Source organism: Blautia faecis (assembly GCF_027662325.1).
GTDB lineage: Bacteria > Bacillota > Clostridia > Lachnospirales > Lachnospiraceae > Blautia_A > Blautia_A faecis.
In genome coordinates this window covers 103,941-126,729 of the sequence record NZ_JAQDKY010000002.1, presented here as the reverse complement: position 1 = coordinate 126,729, position 22,789 = coordinate 103,941, and the positions used below count along the sequence as shown (strand labels likewise).

23 protein-coding genes are annotated in these 22,789 nt (G+C 42.2%); 12 read left to right on the top strand and 11 right to left on the bottom strand.

What is annotated here, in order from left to right; all coding sequences use genetic code 11:
* The first annotated feature begins 94 nt into the window (after positions 1 to 94).
* Complete coding sequence (gene rsfS / locus PGQ38_RS02005) at positions 95 to 463, top strand: ribosome silencing factor (protein ID WP_177968997.1); 369 nt, start codon at positions 95 to 97, stop codon at positions 461 to 463.
* A gap of 68 nt (positions 464 to 531) precedes the next feature.
* On the opposite strand, the gene lexA is transcribed toward rsfS, so the two are convergent.
* A complete protein-coding gene (gene lexA, locus PGQ38_RS02000; protein WP_148463022.1) occupies positions 532 to 1,152 on the bottom strand; it encodes a transcriptional repressor LexA in 621 nt (206 codons plus the stop codon).
* A gap of 233 nt (positions 1,153 to 1,385) precedes the next feature.
* Here lexA and PGQ38_RS01995 point away from each other — a divergent pair, with 233 nt between their 5' ends.
* From PGQ38_RS01995 to PGQ38_RS01945, 11 genes are all read left to right on the top strand, one after another.
* Entirely contained in the window at positions 1,386 to 2,801 is a 1,416-nt protein-coding gene (locus PGQ38_RS01995; RefSeq protein WP_270430708.1) for a biotin/lipoyl attachment domain-containing protein, read from the top strand.
* Positions 2,802 to 2,834: 33 nt separating this feature from the next.
* A complete protein-coding gene (locus PGQ38_RS01990; RefSeq protein WP_118580188.1) occupies positions 2,835 to 3,539 on the top strand; it encodes a YggS family pyridoxal phosphate-dependent enzyme in 705 nt (234 codons plus the stop codon).
* A 15-nt stretch (positions 3,540 to 3,554) separates the two neighbouring features.
* Positions 3,555 to 4,184, top strand: a complete 630-nt coding sequence (locus tag PGQ38_RS01985; RefSeq protein WP_118580191.1) for a cell division protein SepF — start codon at positions 3,555 to 3,557, stop codon at positions 4,182 to 4,184.
* A 5-nt stretch (positions 4,185 to 4,189) separates the two neighbouring features.
* Positions 4,190 to 4,942 carry a YlmH family RNA-binding protein gene (locus PGQ38_RS01980; protein ID WP_118580331.1) on the top strand — a complete coding sequence of 251 codons (753 nt, stop codon included), beginning with the start codon at positions 4,190 to 4,192 and terminating at the stop codon, positions 4,940 to 4,942.
* A gap of 29 nt (positions 4,943 to 4,971) precedes the next feature.
* Positions 4,972 to 6,063: a 3-dehydroquinate synthase gene (gene aroB, locus PGQ38_RS01975; protein WP_173717122.1), complete on the top strand. Its 1,092-nt coding sequence runs from the start codon at positions 4,972 to 4,974 to the stop codon at positions 6,061 to 6,063.
* Between the two features lie 6 nt (positions 6,064 to 6,069).
* On the top strand, positions 6,070 to 6,618 hold the full coding sequence (gene lspA, locus PGQ38_RS01970) for a signal peptidase II (RefSeq protein ID WP_173717121.1): 549 nt from the start codon (positions 6,070 to 6,072) through the stop codon (positions 6,616 to 6,618).
* Positions 6,619 to 6,675: 57 nt separating this feature from the next.
* The gene (locus PGQ38_RS01965) at positions 6,676 to 7,590 is read left to right on the top strand and encodes an RluA family pseudouridine synthase (protein ID WP_204453124.1); all 915 of its coding nucleotides are present in this window, start codon (positions 6,676 to 6,678) and stop codon (positions 7,588 to 7,590) included.
* Positions 7,591 to 7,696: 106 nt separating this feature from the next.
* A complete protein-coding gene (locus PGQ38_RS01960; protein WP_118580203.1) occupies positions 7,697 to 8,335 on the top strand; it encodes a cytidylate kinase-like family protein in 639 nt (212 codons plus the stop codon).
* 265 nt (positions 8,336 to 8,600) lie between these two features.
* On the top strand, positions 8,601 to 10,040 hold the full coding sequence (locus PGQ38_RS01955; RefSeq protein WP_118580206.1) for an AI-2E family transporter: 1,440 nt from the start codon (positions 8,601 to 8,603) through the stop codon (positions 10,038 to 10,040).
* 1 nt (position 10,041) lies between these two features.
* Positions 10,042 to 10,488 carry a D-aminoacyl-tRNA deacylase gene (dtd, locus tag PGQ38_RS01950; protein ID WP_204453122.1) on the top strand — a complete coding sequence of 149 codons (447 nt, stop codon included), beginning with the start codon at positions 10,042 to 10,044 and terminating at the stop codon, positions 10,486 to 10,488.
* A 337-nt stretch (positions 10,489 to 10,825) separates the two neighbouring features.
* Positions 10,826 to 11,881, top strand: a complete 1,056-nt coding sequence (locus PGQ38_RS01945) for a tyrosine-type recombinase/integrase (RefSeq protein WP_270430705.1) — start codon at positions 10,826 to 10,828, stop codon at positions 11,879 to 11,881.
* 263 nt (positions 11,882 to 12,144) lie between these two features.
* On the opposite strand, the gene PGQ38_RS01940 is transcribed toward PGQ38_RS01945, so the two are convergent.
* The 10 genes from PGQ38_RS01940 to radC form a co-directional block, all read right to left on the bottom strand.
* Positions 12,145 to 12,564 (bottom strand): twitching motility protein PilT, encoded by a 420-nt coding sequence (locus PGQ38_RS01940; RefSeq protein WP_118580215.1) that lies wholly within the window; start codon positions 12,562 to 12,564, stop codon positions 12,145 to 12,147.
* 217 nt (positions 12,565 to 12,781) lie between these two features.
* Positions 12,782 to 13,837, bottom strand: coding sequence for a D-alanyl-D-alanine carboxypeptidase family protein (locus tag PGQ38_RS01935; protein WP_118580218.1), 1,056 nt, complete (start codon positions 13,835 to 13,837; stop codon positions 12,782 to 12,784).
* Positions 13,834 to 14,994 carry an FtsW/RodA/SpoVE family cell cycle protein gene (locus PGQ38_RS01930; RefSeq protein WP_270430703.1) on the bottom strand — a complete coding sequence of 387 codons (1,161 nt, stop codon included), beginning with the start codon at positions 14,992 to 14,994 and terminating at the stop codon, positions 13,834 to 13,836. Before PGQ38_RS01930 ends, PGQ38_RS01935 begins: the two co-directional genes overlap by 4 nt.
* A 4-nt stretch (positions 14,995 to 14,998) precedes the next feature.
* Positions 14,999 to 15,241, bottom strand: coding sequence for a cell division topological specificity factor MinE (gene minE, locus PGQ38_RS01925; RefSeq protein WP_270430701.1), 243 nt, complete (start codon positions 15,239 to 15,241; stop codon positions 14,999 to 15,001).
* 91 nt (positions 15,242 to 15,332) lie between these two features.
* Positions 15,333 to 16,115, bottom strand: coding sequence for a septum site-determining protein MinD (gene minD / locus PGQ38_RS01920; RefSeq protein ID WP_118580227.1), 783 nt, complete (start codon positions 16,113 to 16,115; stop codon positions 15,333 to 15,335).
* A 130-nt stretch (positions 16,116 to 16,245) separates the two neighbouring features.
* Entirely contained in the window at positions 16,246 to 19,071 is a 2,826-nt protein-coding gene (locus tag PGQ38_RS01915) for a penicillin-binding transpeptidase domain-containing protein (RefSeq protein ID WP_319017153.1), read from the bottom strand.
* Positions 19,072 to 19,127: 56 nt separating this feature from the next.
* The gene (mreD, locus tag PGQ38_RS01910) at positions 19,128 to 19,655 is read right to left on the bottom strand and encodes a rod shape-determining protein MreD (RefSeq protein ID WP_173717119.1); all 528 of its coding nucleotides are present in this window, start codon (positions 19,653 to 19,655) and stop codon (positions 19,128 to 19,130) included.
* Positions 19,645 to 20,643 (bottom strand): rod shape-determining protein MreC, encoded by a 999-nt coding sequence (gene mreC, locus PGQ38_RS01905; RefSeq protein ID WP_173717118.1) that lies wholly within the window; start codon positions 20,641 to 20,643, stop codon positions 19,645 to 19,647. Before mreC ends, mreD begins: the two co-directional genes overlap by 11 nt.
* 55 nt (positions 20,644 to 20,698) lie before the next feature.
* Positions 20,699 to 21,712, bottom strand: a complete 1,014-nt coding sequence (locus tag PGQ38_RS01900) for a rod shape-determining protein (RefSeq protein ID WP_118580233.1) — start codon at positions 21,710 to 21,712, stop codon at positions 20,699 to 20,701.
* 84 nt (positions 21,713 to 21,796) lie between these two features.
* Entirely contained in the window at positions 21,797 to 22,501 is a 705-nt protein-coding gene (gene radC / locus PGQ38_RS01895) for a RadC family protein (protein WP_118580334.1), read from the bottom strand.
* Positions 22,502 to 22,789: the final 288 nt, after the last annotated feature.

Sequence of the window (22,789 nt, the reverse complement as noted above, 5' to 3'; positions counted from 1 at the left end):
GGATATTATTTCACTTTTAAAGCCTTTTGTTCTCGCAGGAATTTAAAATAATATTAGGTCAGTATAAGCATTATTAAGAAAGGAGCAGATCAGAATGAGTACAGTAAGTACAGAGAAAATGATGGCACAGATTGCCTGCAAGGCAATTGATGATAAAAAGGGACAGGATATTAAGGTAATTGATATTCATAATGTTTCTGTAATTGCAGATTATTTCGTAATCGCAAGCGGTACAAACTCCAATCAGGTTCAGGCGATCGTCGATAATGTGGAGGAGCAGCTTGGACGCGCTGGCTTTGAGGCGAAGCAGATTGAGGGAAACCGCAATTCCAGCTGGATTCTCATGGATTACGGCGATGTGATCGTGCATGTGTTTGATGAGGAAAACCGACTTTTCTATGATCTGGAGAGAATCTGGAGAGATGGAAAGGTTCTGGAGATGGATGCGTTTTTAGAGAAATAAAAAAGTCCCCTTTGGTAAACAATTGTCTGGAAACAGCAATTGTTTGCTAAAGGGGAAATTTTTTATGACTATTGGTAAAAACGCATGACACCAAATACTTTACCCAGAATCTGGATTTCTCCTGTAATGATAATGGGATCCATAGTGTCATTCTCTGGCTGAAGGCGGTAGTAGCCCTTCTCCTTATAGAAGGTCTTCACTGTGGCAGAGTCCTCTACCAGGGCAACTACAATGTCGCCGTTATCTGCAGTTGGCTGCTGCTTTACCAGAACCTGATCACCATCGAAGATTCCTGCATTGATCATGCTGTCGCCTTTTACCTTCAGCATGAAGCTCTGTTCATTGGGCATAAATTCTGCCGGGATGGGGAAGTAGCCATCTACATTCTCTACAGCCAGAATAGGCTGTCCGGCGGCTACGGTACCTACAAGCGGAACATTGACCACTTCACGGCGGACAAGATTGAAATTGTCATCAATGATCTCTATGGCTCTTGGCTTCGTGGCATCGCGGCGGATGTATCCGTTCTTCTCAAGAGCTTCCAGATGGGCATGAACAGATGATGTAGACTTCAGATTTACAGCTTCACAAATCTCACGAACTGCTGGCGGGAATCCGCGGTTCAGAATCTCACTTTTAATATATTCTAAAATTTCCTGCTGTTTTTTGCTGATTTTACCATATGTCATAAGAGTTTTCCTCCGAAATTCATTCAACTTTTTCTTATCATACCATATTTTTCTTAATTAAGCAAACAGATATTCTGAAAATATGTTCGTTTTTTGATATGCAGGCTGTTCACAGCTTCCAGCTTTGTTCACACACTTTTCGTTTTCTTTTCCTTGTGTTCACCGGCAAAAAATGGTACAATTGTTTGGTATGAAAATTCAGAGCCCGACTCAAAAACAAAGGGGGAATCCGCTTGTCCGAGAAGAAATCTAACAAGCCTGGCAAAATGGCAGGACTTTTTGTCCAGTTAAAGAACATATTCGGACTGAATATTGCCACCGTTGCTTTTGGTTTATTGTTATTATATATGATTTTTACTGCATTTTTACTTGTAACCTCCACACACATCGAATCTTACCAGGTTACCACAGGTCCTTTATCACGAAACGAGACCTACACTGGTATTTCTCTTCGGGAAGAGAGTGTTTTTAAGGCAGAATCCTCCGGTTATGTGAATTATTATGCCCGGGAGGGAAGTAAGATCAATGCCAACGGTGCTGTTTACGGATTAAGTTCCGGAAAAATTGCAGAAACCAAGTCTGCATTGACTGCGGACGAACTGGAGAAAATCCGCAGTTCTATGCTCAGCTTTTCCAAGGGATTTTCCGGAAGTAAATTTAACAACACCTACAGTTTTAAGAACCAGCTGGAGGGAAGCATCCTTCAGTATGAGGGAATTTCCACTGACGGGAATGCAGATTCACAAGTAGTGACCATCGGTGGACAGAATATCTGTAAAGCCCAGGAAGACGGCATTATCCTCTATTCTATGGACGGTTATGAGAATAAGACTGTGGAGAACATTACAGCAGCAGATTTTGACCAGACTTCTTACCATGAAACGGATCTGAAGACATCCGAAAAGGTGCAGGCCGGAGATAACATTTATACAAATATTACCAGCGAATTATGGAGCCTGATCATTCCATTAAGCGACAAACAGGCCGCCAAGCTGGAGGGACGTTCCACCATTCGTGTGAAATTTCTCAAGGATGATATGACACAGAGCGGCGATTTTTCCATCATAAAAATCGATGGTAACAAATATGGAAAAATTGACTTCAGCCGCGGTCTGATCCGCTATGCATCTGACCGTTTTCTGGATATTGAGCTGGTTACCAATACAGTAACCGGTCTTAAGATTCCCCTTTCCGCTATTGAATCCAAGGATTTTTACGTAATTCCGGCAGAATATGCCACGACTGATCCTGACAGCGGAAGTGTAGGCTTTAACAAGATTTCCAAAGATTCCAGCGGAAATAACGTAAGAACCTTTATCAATGCTACAATCTACGGTAAAGTTAAAATTGAGTTAGATGATGATTCTGCCGATGAAGCTTACAATTATTACGTGGATAGAAGCGCTTTTAAGGAAGGAGATGCTATTGTAAAAGATGACTCCAACCAGCGCTTTATTGTAGGCGAAACAGATTCTCTGGAAGGCGTTTACTGCATCAATCAAGGGTATGCGGTATTCCGTCAGGTAGATATACTGGATCAGAATGAAGAATATGCCATTATTTCCAGTAATACATCCTACGGACTTTCCCGCTATGACCGCATTGCCAGAGACTCCTCCCAGGTAAAAGAGCAGGATATTCTCTACTAAGTTTAACATATACTATTTTAAGGAGGCTTATAAATGTTAGCTGAAAATTTACAGCAGGTAAATGCAAATATTGAAAAAGCCTGTGCTGCTGTTTCCCGTGACCCAGGTGAAGTCACATTGGTGGCAGTAAGTAAGACCAAACCGGTCTCCATGCTTCAGGAGGCGTATGATGCCGGTGCGCGTGTTTTTGGAGAAAATAAAGTGCAGGAGATCATGGATAAATATGACCAGCTGCCATCAGATATCCAGTGGCACATGATCGGTCATCTGCAGCGCAATAAAGTAAAATATATTATTGACAAGGTTGCCATGATTCACTCGGTAGATTCCCTTCGCCTTGCCCAGACCATTGAGCAGGAAGCTGCAAAGAAAGATCTTGTTATGCCGATTCTGCTGGAAGTTAATGTAGCAGAGGAAGAAAGCAAATTCGGATTAGCGACGAATGAGGTGCTTCCTCTTCTTGAGAAAATCAGCATATTTTCCCATATAAAAGTGATGGGACTTATGACCATTGCCCCATTTGTGAAAAATCCAGAAGAAAATCGTGAAGTTTTTCGCACATTGAAGAAATTAAGTGTTGACATTAATGCAAAAAACATTAATAATGTTAACATGAGTGTTCTGAGTATGGGTATGACCGGAGATTATCAGGTTGCTGTCCAGGAAGGCTCAACCATGGTACGTGTGGGAACCGGTATTTTTGGTGAACGAAATTATGCCACACGGCAAGAAGATTAAGATTGGAGATTGAAAATGAGCGTTTTTGATAAATTATTAGATTCTATTAAACTGAATGATGACGATTATGATGAAGATAATTATTTAGATGAGGATCTGATGGATGACGAAGAGGGGGATTTCTTTGATGACGATCCCATGGATGACAAGCCTAAGAAGAAATTCTTCGAGAAATTCGGTCGTAAGAAAGAGGATGATTTGGCTGACGCAGATACTTCCTTTGACGAAGAACCTGTACATACAGCAACACCAAAGACTGCTGCCAAGGCTCCTGCGAAACAGCCAGCTGAGAAGCAGCGCCCTGTAGCTTCTTCCAAAATCACTCCGATGAGAAGCAGCCGTCGTGCGAATCAGGCTTCTTCTATGGAGGTTTGTGTGATCAAACCTGCTTCCATGGAGGACACCCGGGAAATTGCAGACACACTTCTTGACAATGCAACTGTAATTCTGAATCTGGAGGGTATTGATGTAGAACTTGCACAGCGTATTATTGATTTTGCATCTGGCGCATGTTATTCCCTGAATGGTTCCCTTCAGAAGATTTCCAGCTACATCTTCGTACTTGGTCCCTCTTCTGTAGATATCACTGGTGATCTTCAGAATATTCTTGGCGGCGCTACACCTTCTGTAAGAGCTGGTTATTGATTTTTATGGATAAGGATGAATTTTTACTTAAGAGAATCCGGGAGCTGGCAAATCTCTCTTACCAGAGAGATATTGTCACCTTTACGGATTTTCTTAACTTAAACGAACAAAATATGCTTGTTTCCCTTAAGCTTCATCAGATAGGCGTAGAGGTAAAGCTTTTCGGTGGCTATGAGCATGCAGAACGGCAGATGGCAGCTTTTTTCCCCGGAGGCCTTGGTTTTTCCTGGGATTATCCTATTGACTGCCTGAAAATAGAGCCCAAGGCTCTTCGTTTTTCTGAGGAGCTTGGACATAGAGATTATCTTGGAGCGCTCCTGAATCTTGGAGTTGACCGCAGTGTAGTTGGTGATATCCTCATCAAGGATAAAGAAGCCTGGTTTTTCTGCCTTCATAAAATGTCTGACTTTTTTATTGAAAATCTTATTCGGGTAAAACATACTACCGTTCTGGTTTCCAGAGTAGAGCAGGCAGAAGAGATTCCGGAACCTGAATTTGAAATGATAAATGGTACCTGCGCTTCTGTAAGGCTGGATGCTCTCATCGGGCTGGCTTTTCAGACGTCCAGAAGCAGCATGGTTTCTTTTATTGAAAGCGGTCTTGTGTTTGTAAACGGCAAACTGATCACCTCCAATGGATATGAGCCAAAAGAAGGCGATATTATTTCCGTTCGCGGCAAAGGACGCTTTATCTATGATGGTGTATCCAGACAGACAAAGAAAGGACGCCTTGGTGTCCGCATTCGAAAATACGTATAAACAATAATACATTTGGAGAGGATTTAACTATGGCAGAAGAAAAATTACTTGTAAAACGTGACGGGGAGTTCTGTTATCCCATTTATTTTGAAAATGACTTTTCTTTTCTTTCACAGGCCTTGACAGACGAAGGTCTTGCAGGGAAAAGCATGTGTATTGTTTCAGATTCCACAGTAGCACCTCTCTATGCAGACCAGGTGAAAGTAGAGCTTTTGAAAGTATCCGATCATGTATACCAGTTCACTTTCCCCGCCGGAGAAGCATACAAGAATCTTGATACCGTACAGGATCTTTTCCAGTGCCTTATTGAGAATGGGCTTGACCGCAAAAGTCTGGTGGTTGCTCTTGGAGGCGGAGTAACAGGAGACTTATCCGGCTTCGGTGCCGCAGCCTATCTTCGTGGAATTGATTTTATCCAGATTCCTACCACGCTTCTGGCGCAGGTGGACAGCAGCGTAGGCGGTAAAACTGGCGTTGATTTCAGACAGTTTAAAAATATGGTAGGCGCTTTTCATCAGCCCCGACTGGTTTATATGAACATGGCCACCTTGCAATCCCTCCCTGAGCGCGAATTTGGCTGTGGAATGGGTGAAATTCTAAAGACCGGACTAATTTGCGATAAAGACTTTTTCGACTTTGTATGCGCAAATTACAAGATTATCCGCACTATGGATCCAGAAATGCTTGCCGTTATGATCCGAAAATGCTGTGCCATCAAAGCCGGGGTTGTAGAGCGGGATCCCAAAGAACAGGGAGAGCGTGCTCTTCTTAATCTTGGCCACACCATAGGACATGCAGTCGAAAAGCTGATGAACTTTAACCTTCTCCATGGTCAGTGTGTGGGAATCGGACTGGTTGCCGCAGCTGCCATTTCCAGGGAAAGAGGTCTCCTTACAAATGGTGAATACGAGCAGATCTGCCATAGCCTTAAGCTTTACGGTCTGCCTTTGTATGTGGAAGGACTTTCTCCCAGAGACATTCTTGCAGCTACCAAAAAGGACAAAAAAATGGAACAGGGACAGATTAAATTTATTCTTATGGATGGTCTTGGAAAGAGTTTTATTGACAAGACAGTTACGGATCAGGAGCTTCTTGTGGGAATTCACGCCATCTGCAGGTAATCTATCATGGAAAATAAAACAGCTTCAAACTACAATGATCTTCCACTAAAAGCACCTAAATTAAAAGGAATTCTGCTTATCCTTTTTCTGGTTCTTCTGGATCAGGGAACAAAGTATCTTGCAATCAGGTATCTGAAAGGAACCTCCGGGATTTCTCTTATTGATAATGTGTTAAACCTTCGTTACCTTGAAAACAGAGGCATGGCATTTGGCCTTCTCCAGAATAAGATTCTTTTTCTGGTGCTTACCTGTATTGTGTTTTTTGTGGCTATTATATATCTTTTTATAAAAGCACCTGCAACTGTTTATTATAGACCATTGCTTTATACAGCGGCAATTGTGTTCGCTGGAGCAATGGGGAATTTTATAGACCGTGTTTTCCGTGGATATGTGGTAGATTTTATTTATTTTTCCCTGATTGATTTTCCCACGTTTAATGTGGCAGATATTTACGTGACCTGTGGGATCACAGTGATGGTATTTCTTATGTTTTTCCGTTATAAAGAAGAAAATGATTTTGACTTTCTGAAACCGGGGAACAGATCTGCCAGGTAAATTGATTTGTCTGATTTTTCATATACCGCGTAATTGAGAGAGGAGTTTTACTGATACATGGAGCAATTGGAATTTACAGCAACCGAAAATGAAGCAGGAGTGCGCATAGACCGCTGTCTTTCCGATAAATATAAGGAACTTTCCCGTTCTTATCTTCAGAAGCTTCTGAAAGAACAAGGTGTTACCGTCAATGGGAAAGCAGTAAAAGCAAACTACAAAATACAGGCAGGGGATCTGGTTCAGACAACCCTGCCTGATCTGACTGAACCGGATATTCTTCCGGAAAATATCCCTTTGGACATTTTATACGAAGATAATGATGTACTGGTGATAAATAAGCCCAAAGGAATGGTAGTCCATCCTGCAAATGGCCACACCAGCGGAACTTTGGTAAATGCTATTATGTACCACTGTCAGGGCAATCTGTCCGGTATTAACGGGGTTATGCGTCCTGGAATCGTCCACCGTATTGATAAGGACACTACAGGAGCTCTTCTTGTATGCAAGAATGACACGGCTCACCGTGATCTGGCCCAGCAACTGAAAGCGCATACCATCAAGCGGCGTTACCGGGCTATTGTGGCAGGTAATCTTAAGGAAGATGAAGGTACTGTAGAAGGCCCGATCGGCCGTCACCCAATTGACCGAAAAAAAATGGCGATCAACTACAAAAATGGAAAAGACGCTGTCACCCATTATAAAGTCCTGGAACGTTTCGGGAATGCGACTTATATCGAGTGCCGCCTTGAAACCGGTCGTACCCATCAGATCCGTGTACATATGACCAGCCTTGGACATCCTCTTCTTGGCGATGAGATCTATGGCTCAGGCAAAAATCCTTATCATCTCCAGGGACAGACTCTTCATGCCATGGTTTTGGGCTTTGTTCACCCAAGAACAGGAGAGTATATGGAATTTTCCGCACCTTTGCCAGAATATTTTCTCAATTTGTTAGAAAAATTAAGAAAATAGTTGTCAGTTTACCCTGATGTAGTGTATAATAATCTTACAAAATTCCTATGAATTGCCAGTCACGAAGTGAACAGTAACAAAGGAATTGCAGAAGGGAGTGGCAGATATGAACAATACAACAAGTTCAATTATTACCATCGGACGTGAATATGGAAGCGCCGGCAGGCAGATTGGTCAGGAAGTAGCCAGATATTTTGGAATCAAGTGTTACGACAAAGAACTTCTGGAGCATGCTGCAAACGACAGCGGTATTTGCAAGGAATTATTTGAGAATCATGATGAGAGGCCAACTAACAGCTTTCTGTATTCTCTTGTAATGGATACTTATTCTTTTGGATATTCTTCTGCTGGATTTACAGACATGCCTATGAACCACAAGGTTTTCCTGGCACAGTTCGAAGCCATCAAGAAATTAGCTGCAGAAGGCCCCTGTGTTATGGTAGGGCGCTGTGCAGATTATGCTCTTGCAGATAATAAAGACTGTTTCAGTGTTTTTGTTCATGCTGATCTGGACTGGAGGATCAAGCGTATTGCAGGCAAATACAATAAGACACCTAAAGAAGCCAAAGATATGATCACCAAAACAGATAAGAGCCGTGCAAGTTACTATAATTACTACACCAATAAGAAATGGGGTGCAGCAGCGGGCTACAGCTTAAGCGTTGACAGCAGTGTGCTTGGTATCGAAGGTGCTGCCCAGGCGATTATCAATACCATACATATTTTTGATGACCTTAAGAAATAATATACAGAATCATGTGAAAATAAGGAGTTCTCGAAAGAGAGCTCCTTTTGTAATTTGTTGCATCTCAATTCCTGTTTTCGGTTCCTGTTTTCAAACGCCATCGCCACTTTATATTTTTTTAATGAGACATTGAGACAAAACTGTGTTATAATAGATAGCAATCGCTGTTAAATAAATAACAGTACAGACACTTATTGGTTACTGTGCAAACAGCAGACAGTAACACATATTTTGCATTCATGTTTCAGGAGGACGATATTAGAATATGAAATTACGCTGGGACAATCAACATGTTCGCTGGGGAGTAACTTCTTTCCTTGTAATCGCAGCCAGTATGCTCTTTTATTATGGTGTTTTCCATATGAAGACACTGATTACAGGAATTCAGACATTTCTGGGGATTCTCACACCTATTGTTTATGGGGTCGTGATTGCCTTTTTACTGACCCCTGTATTAAATTTCCTGGAGAAAAAAATCATTTATCCGCTTCTTGCCAGGAAGGAAGTATCAGTAGGAAAGAAGGGGCGCAAGGCAATTCGGTGGGCATGCGTAATTTTATGTATGTTTCTCTTCCTTGCTCTTATTTATGCCCTTATTATGATGATTCTGCCAGAACTGATCCGAAGTATTATGGGTCTGATCTACAGTTTTCCAGCCTATGTGAAGGTTATTCAGAAATGGCTGCAGTCTTTCATTGAGAAATGGAATCTGAACAGTGATGCACTGGACACTTTGAATCAGTCCATCACCACAGCGCAGGACTACCTGACTACGAATATCCTTCCGCAGATGCAGGAAATGCTAAAAAATATTTCCGCAGGTGTGTTTGAATTAATTAATTTTCTGAAGAATTTCCTCATCGGAGCTATCGTTTCCCTGTACCTGATGGCAGATAAAGAGGGATTCATTGCCAAGGCAAAAATGCTCACCTACGCAATTTTTAATACCCAGCATGCGAATTTTATCATCCATTCCATGCGTTTTACCAATAGAACCTTTATCGGATTTTTCAGTGGTAAGATTTTGGATTCTGCCATCATTGGCGTATTGTGTTATATTGGTATGAACTTTTTGAATATGCCATATATACTTTTGATCAGTGTGATCATTGGTGTAACCAACGTAATTCCATTTTTTGGACCTTACCTCGGAGCAATCCCAAGTATTTTTCTCATCTTATTGGTGGATCCGCTGCAGGCTATTTATTTTGCAATTTTTATTCTTGTTCTCCAGCAGTTTGACGGCAATATTCTTGGACCGAAGATTCTTGGTGATTCCACAGGACTTTCCAGTTTTCTGGTCATTGTCGCCATCCTTATTGGCGGTGGAATCTTTGGAATCCCAGGTATGATCATTGGCGTTCCTGTTTTTGCAGTGCTTTACGCGGCACTTGGCAGGCTTGTCCATATCAGCCTGATCTATAAGCAGGTTCCAGATGAGGAGCAAAAATACACCAACATTGACTGTCTGGATCCGGAAACACATGAACCCGTTCTTTTCCCGGCAGAAGAGCCGAAGAAGAGAGAGACACCCAGACGCACTGCAATGTTGAAATTTACCCTTACTTTGTTAAAAACGATCCAGAAAATCCTGACTACAATCTGGATCCTTATAAAAAAATATTCTGTGATAATTTATCAAAAAGTCAGACAATTGATAGAAGAGTACAGACAAAAACAAAACAGTAAAAAGGACGGAAATTAACATGCGGCTTTTAATACAACGTGTAAATCATGCAAGCGTAAAAGTAGATGGTGAAGTTATCGGAAATATTGGGAAGGGCTTTCTTGTACTGGTCGGCATAGGTCAGAATGATACCAGGGAAATTGCAGACAAATATATAAAAAAAATGCTAGGACTTCGAATTTTTGAAGATGAAAATGGCAAAACAAACCTTTCCCTGGCAGATGTAAATGGGGAGCTTTTGATGGTTTCGCAATTCACGTTATATGCCAACTGCAAAAAAGGAAACCGGCCAAGCTTTATTGAAGCCGGTGCGCCAGAACAGGCAAATGAACTTTATGAATACATGCTAAAGGAAGCTGCAAAAGTTGTTCCAGTTGTTCAGCATGGTATTTTTGGCGCTGATATGAAAATTTCACTGGAAAACGATGGACCGTTTACAGTGATGTTGGACGAATCGATCATGTAAAATTAACAGCAATTGTAACGAAACCGGCCAAGCTTTATTGAAACCGGTGCGCCAGATGTTCAGAATCGTCTGTAACTGCATAATGAATGCAGTCGAACCATCAATTATATTTTAACATTTAATGAAATTCTGAAAAACGCCGAAAACAGCCAGAAGAAGTGGCTGATTCGGCGTTATACCCCTCATCTAGATCTATACGACAAACCCGAGTTTTTCATATAGATTAGTATAAAGAGGAGCCACTTCCCCGGATAACCGGCTATTTGGACTAAAATGTGTTTGAGCAACTTTTATTATTTGCAGCTAAACATAATTACTTGCTAAAGGAGAATTTTTCATGGATAAAAAAGTCACCTACCACGAACAGAATGACATTGAAAATACCTTGCGGCTTCGTGATGTTCTGAAAACCTTGCCGCCATTTTGCAGGGATTTCTTTCGTGCCATTGAACCGCGTACCACAACTAAAACCAGAATTTCCTATGCATATGACATCCGCATTTTCTTTCAGTTTCTTCTGGAACAAAATCCAGCCTTCAGGGACTGGTCTATAGATGCCTTTACTGTGGATGTCCTGGATCAGCTCACAGCCGTTGATCTTGAGGAATATGAAGAATACCTGAAAGTTTACCAGGCCGGGGATAAAACGGAAACCAATGGCGAACGTGGTCTGAAGCGAAAAATGTCCTCATTGCGAAGTTTTTATGCATATTATTTTAAACGTGAAATGATTCACACAAATCCTACCGTCCTTGTGGACGTTCCAAAGATTCATCAAAAAAGTATCATCCGCCTGGAAGCTGATGAAGTTGCCTTGCTGCTGGATTATATTGAGCATGGTGGGGACGAACTTACCGGCCAGAAAAAGGTATATTATGAAAAGACCAAAGACCGGGACCTCGCTCTCGTTACTCTCCTGCTCGGAACAGGCGTTCGTGTTTCTGAATGTGTAGGTCTTGACATAGAAGACGTAGATTTCAAAAATAATGGAATCAAGGTTACTCGAAAAGGTGGAAATGAAATGGTTGTATATTTCGGTCCTGAAGTAGAAAAAGCTCTGAAAAACTACCTGGAAGTACGCAAGAACATTATTCCTGTAGAAGGCCACGAACACGCTCTCTTCTACTCTACCCAGCGCAAACGAATTGGGGTCCAGGCCGTTGAAAACCTGGTCAAGAAATACGCCCGCCAGGTTACCACCACCAAGAAAATCACCCCTCATAAACTCCGCAGTACCTACGGCACCGCCCTCTACCAGGAAACAGGCGATATTTACCTTGTAGCGGACGTTTTAGGCCATAAGGACGTGAATACTACCAAGAAGCATTATGCAGCCTTAGACGATTCCAGACGGCGTCAGGCAGCCACTGCTGTAAAACTGCGTGAAGATTAATATCTGCTACACACGTGCAATTGTTGTACTCGCCGCATTTAATTTACATAATATTATTATTGTAAATCAATCCAGGAACATACCGCAAAACAAGACTTTCTGCAAGATGTGCTTCACAACTTGTGGGAGATTGTAGGAATCTTTTTCAAACACGCTCTAAGGCGCACCTCAAAAAAGGACATGCCTCACAGTCGAGTCATGTCCTTATGTACCTCTAATTTGGTTTTACTGAATTTATAGCTGCAATATCATATCATCCGAGATTATAATGCTACTGCAATCTTATCCTGTAATGCTTCCGGAATCTCTTCTTTGTCAAGCGAAATACTTACAACTATTGAAATTCCGTATTTCTCACCGATCTTGTCCAGCTGATCAAGTGTATCTGTAACATCAGCGTCTTCCAACTTGGAAACCTTAAGGAAGCTGTCCAGATAAATCTGCTCAAGATCGTGATCCTGAGAAATAATACCACAGATGAAACCAACGAACTCATCTGCATTCTTCAATGGATAAGAGGAAACGTCGATAAGACGTACCTTATTGTTAAGCTCATACATATGTTTGGTACTCTTGTCAAGGTAAACAATGCTTCCGTTGGCTTCTTTCACCGCACCGTTTACTCTGTCTAAGAGCACTTTTGTTTTGCCTTTGCCTTTCTTTCCTACGATCAGTTCAACCATGATGTTTTCCTCCTTAGACAATATGATATTAAATTTTTACCAAAAACCTTGTTTAATATGTTTCATATTATAGTATAATTTTTCTAAATTTTCAAGAGTTTTTTTGATATTTCTGTCTATTTTTCTCAATTGTGGCTACGATTCATAAACAGACTGACTAGTACATCGAAAATTAAGTTTCTGCTATATTGACCCAGGATGATTTTTCAAACAGGCTCTAGTTTATATTCTGCAAGAGGGACGACATCTGCTCATAAAGCTCGTCTTTTGTGGATGCACCCATTACAATGGAAATGTACGGCTTTCCATAAGCATTCTGGCTCAGCAACGCCAGACAGTTACCTGCATTGTCCGTAGTACCGGTCTTTCCACCCAGAATAGTCACATTCTTAGGAGGGGTAGCTTCTCCTGTAAGATAATGGTCTGTGGCAAGTAATGTGGTACTTGCACTGCTTCCGTCCGCATGAGTATATTCTACTGTATAAGATCCGGACTGTGTAATTTGAGTAAACTCTGGATAATTCAAAGCTTCCTTTAGCATCAGATAGATATCATAGGGAGTGGTATAATGGTTTTCATCCTGCAGTCCATGAGGATTGGTAAAATGAGTTCCGGTACAGCCAAGTTCCCTGGCATAACTGTTCATCATCTCCACAAACCCATCTGTAGAACCACCCACATGCTCTGCAATAGCCGCTGCTGCGTCATTACCTGAATAAACCAGCAGACAATGAAGAAGCTGATCCATAGTCACCTGGTCACCTGCCCAAAAGCCGCAAACCTGTGAACCCTCCTCCAGATTCAGATTCTCCTGTGTAATGGTTACTACGTCATCCATATTTCCATATTTCAGTGCCAGCATAGCTGTCATGATCTTGGTGATACTTGCCGGGTATACCTTTTGAAGTGCCTGTTTGGAATAAAGCACCTTTCTGTCATCCAGATCCAGAAGAAGTCCTTTCTGGTTTTCCCCAAGGGAAACACCATCCATCGGAACATCTGATACGACCACACACAAATTCTTAGCAAAACCATCAGCTCTCAGGCTGTCTAAGTCTGTAATTCCACCAGAAAACTCTCTGGAAGCTACATATGCATCCTCCAGCTTATCAAAAACAGTTCCATTTCGGAGAACATAAATTGCACCGATCCCAGTACCGCCAAGCACAACCAAAAGCAACAGTAAAAGAACAGTATTTCTGATTCTCTTTCTTCTGGAGCTTCGAAATCTTGCCTGTTTACGTCTTGAGTTCTTCTTTTTTGCGGCTGTCATAAATATTCCTCTTTCTTATCAATTTCTTTTCTCTTAAGTTCTTTATTATAAGTACTGCTCTGCAGACCTACATTCATCACAAGCCCCATACCAATAAACAAGCTGACCAGGGAAGTCAGACCATAACTTACAAAAGGAAGAGGTGTACCAGTATTGGGTGCCAGTCCAGTAGCAACGCAGATATTCAAAAAACTCTGTATAGCTACAACACTGCCAATTCCGCAACAGATAATCTTCCCGGCCAGATCCTTGGCCCTAAGGCTCATCCTGATACATTCAACTGAAATCAACAGCAATAATACAACCAAAGCTGTACATCCTATAAATCCATACTCCTCTCCGGCAACTGCGAAGATAAAGTCGGTCTGGTTCTCTGCAACAAAGTTTCCAGCATTTACAGAAGAAACCTGGTCATCCCCGGTAAGTTTTTTTCCAACCAGTTCTCCGGAGGCAATCGCCGTCTTCGAGTTATTCTGCTGTTCAATATCCTCCTGGTATTCCTCGTTTTCCGGGTAAAGGAAAGACATAATACGTGTTCTCTGATAATCCTTGATCAAAGTCTGATCCGGCTGCACAACAATAGACAAAAATATGATCAGAAGGGGAACCGCGATCAGGATCGCACCTCCGATGATTTTGTAACTCAGTCCTGCTATATACAGCAGAATACAGAAAATAATGGTTACCGTAATGGTATTTTTCATATCCGGCTGTGCATAAATAAGAGCCAATGGAACAGCCAGAAGGAGCACTGATTCTGCCAGCACCCTGAAAGTATTGATATCATCTTCATGGTCCATAAAAAACTTGGCAAAAAACAGAATAATAATAACTTTGGAAAGCTCGGTAGGCTGAAAACGGAAACCACCGATATCCAGCCATCTGGACGCACCTCCAGCCTCACTTCCGAACAATCGTACACCAATAAGCATAAGCAGATTAAAACCATACATGATCCACTGGAAATTCAATATCCAGGAATAATCCATTAACGATAAGATCACCAGCAACACAAGCCCCATCACAACGCCCAAAAGCTGTTTATTTCGAAGATCTGGCGATGCACTTGCTACCAGCTGCACTCCAAACAGACTGATCGCAGTCAGAAGGATCACTAGTTTAAAATTGTAAAAACGTAGCTTATACTGTTTAATCATAAATTTATCTGTCCTTTTTCATCAACACAGGGATATACGCCATTAAGACAGGCGGTTCCTGTGATATCTGTATTTTCACTTTAGTTTCCTCTATGGTCACATACTTCTTTACTGTATGTACCAGATCGCTTTTTAACATTTTCATCATCTGTGGAGAGCATTCTATGCGTTCTGAGATAAGAAGAAGTTTCATCCTGTCGCGAGCATATCCTGCTGAACGCCTTCTTTCATTTAAAAAGGTCTTCATGCAAAATCCCTCCATTTCAGAGCATTAGTTGACATAACATTATTACAAACAACCAACATGCTATTTTGCGTAACTAATTATTACCTGAATATCAATGTCTTTTAAACAGTCGTGAAAACATACCTTTCTTCTGTCTGAGTTCTGCAAAGGGAACTTCCTCGCCCATAAGCCGTTTACAAATATTCCGGTATTCCTCCTCTGCCTGAGAATTTTTACCAGAAAGAGGCTCTCCCTGATTGGTTGCTATCACAATCTGCTCGTCATCTAAAAGAGTTCCAATCAGATCTACAGCCAGAATCTCTGTCACATCATCCACAGACATCATATCTCCCCTGGCGATCATGTCAGGACGAAGACGGTTGATGATCAGATGGATATCCCGCAGATCATTTGCTTCCAGAAGACCAATGATACGATCCGCATCGCGAATTGCGGATACCTCCGGGGTCGTCACTACAAGAGCTTTATCTGCACCTGCAATGGCATTCTTAAATCCCTGCTCAATTCCAGCCGGACAGTCCAGCAATATATAATCAAACTCCTCCCGCAGATCATCCGTCAGTTTGATCATCTGTTCCGGTGATACGGCGGTTTTATCCTTAGTTTGCGCAGATGGCAGCAGATAGAGCTCCGGATGCCGCTTGTCTTTGATCAGAGCCTGTTTCAGACGGCAGCTTCCATTCACCACATCTACCAGATTATATACGATCCGGTTCTCCAACCCAAGCACAACATCCAGATTACGAAGACCAATATCCGTATCCACAACCACGGTTTTCTTTCCCATCATAGCCAGACCAGTTCCTATATTGGCAACTGTAGTGGTTTTTCCTACACCGCCTTTTCCGGATGTAATGACAATGACTTCACCCATTTCTTCTGATTCCTCCTAAACAAAATGTTCCAAAATCCTGGTATTTCTCTTATGGATATGCCTGCCGGAACACTCCCGGCAGGCATATCCAGTACTGCTGATCAGACTATAAACAGCAGCAAAATCGTTTTTAGTCATTCGATGTATCACTGGTATCTGTAGAAGCAATACCTGTGAGAATAGAATCTTTATCTGCAAGATTGTACATATATTTAAAAATATCATTAGCAATCAGACATGCATTACCGGAGCTGTATCCATTGGCAATACGGATTGCCACCGCATACTCCGGATCAGAGGCCGGCGCATAACCGATAAACAGACCATGGTTTGGATGGCGAAGATCCAGCTCTGCTGTACCGGTTTTACCTGCCACTTCTACTCCAAGACCATCAAACTGGGAATGAGTCTGGATCACACGACGCATACCATCATGGATCACATCCCAGATATTTGAAGAAATATTTACCACATCCTCGATTTCCGGCTCATACTCCTGAATCACCTCTCCCTTCGGGTCCATTACTTTGTCCAGAAGAGTCAGTTTAAATACATTTCCGGAAGTAGCCATAACAGTAGCATAACGAGCCAGTTCTGATGTAGTAAACAGGTTATTTCCCTGTCCCATATAGGATGGAACTGCTTTGGCATCGGAAACCTTCGGAGTTGCCTCTGAGAGCTCGATTCCAGTCTTCCGATCCAGACCGATCAATGAGGCATATTCCTGAAGCTTATTCAGACTCTGCACCTCGGAGAACTCATTGTCCCCAACTTTTCCCAGCTGAAAACCGATCATGTTAAAGAAATAGTTACAGGACTGCTCGATTGCTGTACGGATATCCAGACTTCCATGACCATTCTTATACCAGCAATTAATAGGCGGATCTACATAGTCAAAAGTTCCGGTACATTCAATATATGTACCTTCGTCAATAATTCCTTCTTCCATTCCTGCAATTGTTGAAAGAAGCTTTAAAGTGGAACCTGGTGCAGTGGTTTGCTGGGTCGCTTTATTGAAGAACGGACTGGACTGGTCAAGTGCCAGTTTTGCATAATAATCTGTATCCATATCATTGGTCAGACGATTATTGTCATATCCGGGATAGGAAACAAGTGCAACTACATCTCCAGTCTTTACATCTACAACCACAGCGGACGCTGAGCATGGCATTAATGCCAGCTGTGCAGGCTCTATCTCCAGAGTGTATATCTTGTTGATCATGAAATCATAAGCTCCCATTGCTCCGGAAGCCAGATTCTCATAATCATCATCATTTTTGTCAAGGACTCCCTGCTCATAAAGCACCAGGCAGATTTCCTGTCCGGAAATTGTATCTTCCTGCAGCATGTATTTGTAAAGGAGCTTGGAAAATCCAGTATCTGTACTGAGATAGTCGATAATATATGCTGTCAGTGCCTGATAAATTTCCTCAGAATCCAGATACTCTCCTTCCGGTGAAAAGCTGCTGATGTCGATCCAGCCCTGGCTTGTGGCATAAGTCAGGTAATCCTTCAGGCTGATGGTTTCATCTGTTGTCCAGGCCTTGTAAGTAGCATCTGATGTATCAATGGCATCTTTGGAAATAATTCCAAGCGTGTCTCTAAGAAGGTCATTACAGATGTAAGACAGATATTCCTGTGTTTCTTCATCTTCATCCTTATAGGCTGGCGGGTTTGAGCCATTCAGCTTCGTGCTTATTGTATCAAAAACTCTCTGCTGCTTTTGTTGAAATTTGGCATATAAATTTTTTTCTATATCAGAGGCATCCTCATTGCTGAATTTGGTGATGTCAATCACACTGTTGGAAATCAGGGCATTGTATACATCATAAATAGGAATACGGATCTGACTGGCATCTGTGACATACGTGTAATCAAAAGTCTTTGCCGCATCAATTTTCGTCAGAAGAACACCCGCCACACGCTGTTTGAGGATCTGATAGATTGCCGATTGCCAGTCAGTATCAATAGTAAGCTGCACATCATCTCCCGCAACCGGCTCTACTTTGGTATCCTCGTCAATTTTCAGAACCTTTCCAAGGTTATCAACAGAAACCGTCTCCTTGCCGTCTGTTCCCTGAAGGGTAAGTTCCATATACTGCTCAATTCCTGCTTTACCTACGATCGCATCATTGGAATAATCCGGATTCTGTTTCCGAAGCTCTGTCAGCTCCTCGGAAGAAGCCTTACCTGTATAGCCAAGGATTGGTGCCATACTTTCATCATCAATATACTGGCGGATGGAATCCTCAACCACATCAATTCCCTGCAGTCCGGTCTTATTCTCCATGATCGCAGCTACCGACTTTTCACTGACATTGGTAGCAATGGTAACCTGCATATATTTCTTAAAGCTGTTGGTATTCAATTCATAGCGGATAGTTGCAATATCAAGCATTTCCTGCTTGGTCAAAGTAAGAGGCAGACCATGGGAGGTCAGTTCATCCTCTGTATAAGCACGATCACCGCTAAGAACGATAGAAAATTTCTCGGAACCAGTGAGAAACTCCATCATCTGATCCGCAGTCGCCGTCTTCTGTTCATCTTTCAAATCATCGATCAATGCCTGTCCATAAATATCAGCACGGAAACGGTTCAGGGTAAAGCCCTCAGCAACATCAAAAGCATACTCTCCATTCTTATCTACCACAATATGGAAGGAATGGGTAATATCATCTCCGTTGCTGTGAAGAATCTGAAGCACCTGATAGGCTACACCATTTAATGTAAGATTCTTCTCCCTTGTAGAAGTGTAAGTTCCATTATCCTCCAGTGTCAGAGAATAGGAAAGCACATTAGATGCAAGAATATCACCATTTCTGTCCAGAATATTTCCGCGGGTGCTCTTGAGCACACGCTCTTTGGTTGTCCTGGCCTGGAATTTGCTGATGTAATCCTCTCCCTGAATAATCTGCAGATCAAATAATCTACGCACCAGAACAACTGACATTATCACAAATACCAAGATCAGGACTGTTGTTCGTTTTAAACTGATTTTTTTGTAAATTCGTTTTATTTTAGTACCCAAATTGACTCACTTTCTTTCCTGGTTATGTTCATGTAGTGATAGTTTATGTAACGGAAAATTCGGTATACAATCAAGGTAATAAATACCGTATAAAACATTTCCGGGATAATGATCCTGTACAGATAAGTCCCAAGTCCCAGTCTGCCTCTTAGGAGGAACTGCAACCCATAAACAGACAGATTATATAAAAGATCTGCAATTGCAGTCAGAAACATAGGAACCTTCACATCATCATCGTAATAAATCCTGTGCGCATATCCACTTAAATAACCAATATACATATAGATCAAAGCATAAAATCCAAATACGGATCCAAAGAACAGATCCACAAAAAGCCCTGAAAAAAATCCTGCCCAAAGGCCGCTTTTGCGCCCGCGCATAAGCCCCATGGATACACAGAAAACCAGCATCAGATTAGGAGTTACAGAGCCAATAGAAATCAGATCCATAACCGTACACTGCAGAAGAAAACATATTACGATCGTAAGAAAATAGACAATCTTACCCTTCATCTGCGCCCTCCTGTCCGTCTGCTGCACTGCCGTCAGTATTGTCGCTACTCTCCTGACTGCTGTCGCCAGAGGTACTGTCAGAACTGCCGCTGTCAGAATTACCTTCCACCTGCGCGGTTCCGTCTACCAGATCCTGCTTATTCACAGTAATAACAAATACATCCTTCAAATGAAGGAAATCCACAGGTGTTACAATGGTTCCTGTCTTAGTCAGGTTATTGCTGTCTACCTGCACTTCGCTTACATAGCCGATAAACAATCCTTCTACAAATTTCTCACTGATATTGGAAGTGACAATACGTTCCCCGACAGTCACCTTGTTCTCCTGATCATAAAGCTGCTCAAAGCGAAGCTTTCCTTCATCAATCAGTTCCAGGTCTCCGTTTACAATACAGTTATCAGAAGTGCTTACTGTCATGGCACTTACACTGCTACTGTCATCAATAATGGAACGGACAGTAGCCCAGGAGGAACCAACTTCTGTGACAATTCCAACAAGCCCCTTGCCTGCGATCACATTATTATCGACCCTTATCCCATCATCAGAACCTTTGTTGATCATAAAGGTATCGTACCAGTTTCCAGGATCTTTGGAAATGATAGTCGCAGCTACCTTCGGATAGTCCTCATAGGTCTGGTCCAAATTGTAAAGCTCTTTCAGTCTCTGATATTCCCCTTGATCCTGAATCAGTTTGTTATTCTGTGTAGTCAGGCTGTCCAGTTCTGCTTTCAGCTCTTCATTTTCAAAAAGCAGATCCTGTTTGTCCTTGAAGCTGTCCCTGACGGAACGGACCATACTGCCGATCTTTTCAATGCTTTTTTCAAAAGGAACTATGACAATTCCTGCTGTTTCCTGCAAAGGAGCCGTGGAAATTCCTGAAGCAAATGTAGCAACAATACAGCTCAGGCAGAAAAGTGTCATAATCGCCAGCAAATGTTTACTTTTCAGATTTATGCGAAATCGAAATTTTTTCTTAAGGTTTTTCATAAAATGGCACCCCTAAAAATTTATGATTTATAACTGTTCAGTACCTTCACAGTTACTATAATTTTCTTTGTGTGATGGGCTGAGCCCATTTACGAAGTTCTTTGTCGTGGATGATCTTCTCCAGCCCTTTGACAGCTGAAGTTTCGTAAAGATCTGACAGGTTAAAAGAATAGCCTGTATAACTTGCCAGATATGTATCAATATGAGGGATTCTGGTGCTCCCTCCGGTAAGGAAAATGCCTTCTTTCGCAATGTGGTAGGAGATCTGCGGCGGGATACGTTCCAGAAAAACTTTCATCTGGGCACCGATCTCATTGACACAGTTCATGATTCCCGCATTGACTACATAGGCAGAAATAACCTCTTCCCTGGGAAGACCGGAAACACTGTCAATTCCTACAACCTTACGGGCCTGCTTGTGCTGGTCTGCAAGCCGTCCCATTACCAGCTTCAGCCGCTTCCCTGTACGGGTGCCGATCTGAAGATTATAACGCTTGCGTACTTCACTGCACACTGCCTCATTCATCTGACGTCCGCCAATTGGAATCTTCTTATTTATGATAATACGGCCTCCCGTAACAATGGAAAAATTCGTACTCTGGGCACCAATATTTACAATCATGCTTCCTGCATTGTTCTCCAGATCCACACCCATAGCTATGGCATCTGCAATAGGAGCCTCTACCATGTAAACCCTGTTCTTCCGCAGCCAATGTCCATTCGCCACCTGATAATAAGCTCTTTTTTCAATAGCAGTCATGTCCAGAGGAACTGCAAAGTACATGACAGAGCCTATTCCCAAAATTTTATCAATTTTTTTCATCATACTGTAAAGTACAATTTCCTGCAGTTCCAGATTGGCTATCATACCAAAAGCCATCGGCGAACTTACGGAAATATCAGAGGGTGCTTTCTCAAACATTTCATACGCTTCGTTGCCCACGGCTATGATTTTGCGGCCCTTGGCCGCAATCATGTTCTTCTCAATGTAGCTTTTATTTCGAATCATGGAATAGACCTTGACGGAACTGCTTCCAAGGTCTATTCCATATGTTTTTTCAAACAGCATATATCTGTCCCTTCATCATTACTATGCCCTGCAAAAACAAATACCCGCCACTGGTTTACAGACGGCGTCAGCACTTCCGGCGGATCATTCCTCCGGCATCATTCCCTGTTCTTTAAAGCTAATGTATCTCTGGTCACCGATCACAACGTGATCCAGAAGCTTCACCCCAAGAATCTCCCCAGACCGGTAAATACGCTCTGTAATTTTCTTATCACATTCACTGGGCGTAGGATCTCCGCTTGGATGGTTATGAACCAGGATCACACTTACAGCGTGAAACTTCAATGCTTCCATAAAAACCTCCCTTGGAGTGATCAGAGTTGAATTCACGGTTCCCCGGGAAAGCATCTGCTCGCCAAGAAAATGGTTTTTTCCATCCAGCAGCATAACGATCAATATTTCCTGCTCTTCGTGCCGGAGACGTTCCATATAGTATTTTGCTATCGTGATGGGTTCGTTAAAAGAAAGTCTTGGTCTGGCAACAGCAGACGCCATCCGCTTGGAAAGCTCCCCGATACATTTCAGCTGGACGGCCTTGACTTTCCCGATTCCGTTCACCTTCATCAGATCCGGAATGGACATATGTAAAAGTCCCAGAAGTCCCGGATAGGAGGTATCTTTCGTAAGACTTAAGATTTGATTGGCGAGTACAAGAGAATTGCAGCCTTGTACACCGCTTCTCAGGATCACTGCCAGAAGCTCGCTGTCGCTGAGCACGGATGGTCCCCACTGCAGACATTTCTCATAAGGACGTGACGACTCCGGCAGTTCTCTGATGGTCTGTTTCATTTCATTCATATCTTTCACCTGCAGTTCTCCAGGACTGACAGGATACTGCTCACGCCATACCTGAAACTTACTTCGCACAGCTTTGCCAATGAACAGTAATGGGACTGTTCTTCATGCCATAATAAGCAGATACTTCTTATTCCCCGAGACACAAAGACAAATTCCCCCGCACTGTGTTTCACAATGCAGACTCATTTTAGCATAAAAAAGGAGAGATGTACACTCTCTCCTAAAAATTTCTGAACTTTTTAATGATTGTACTGACTTTCCCAGTATTTTCAGTAGTCT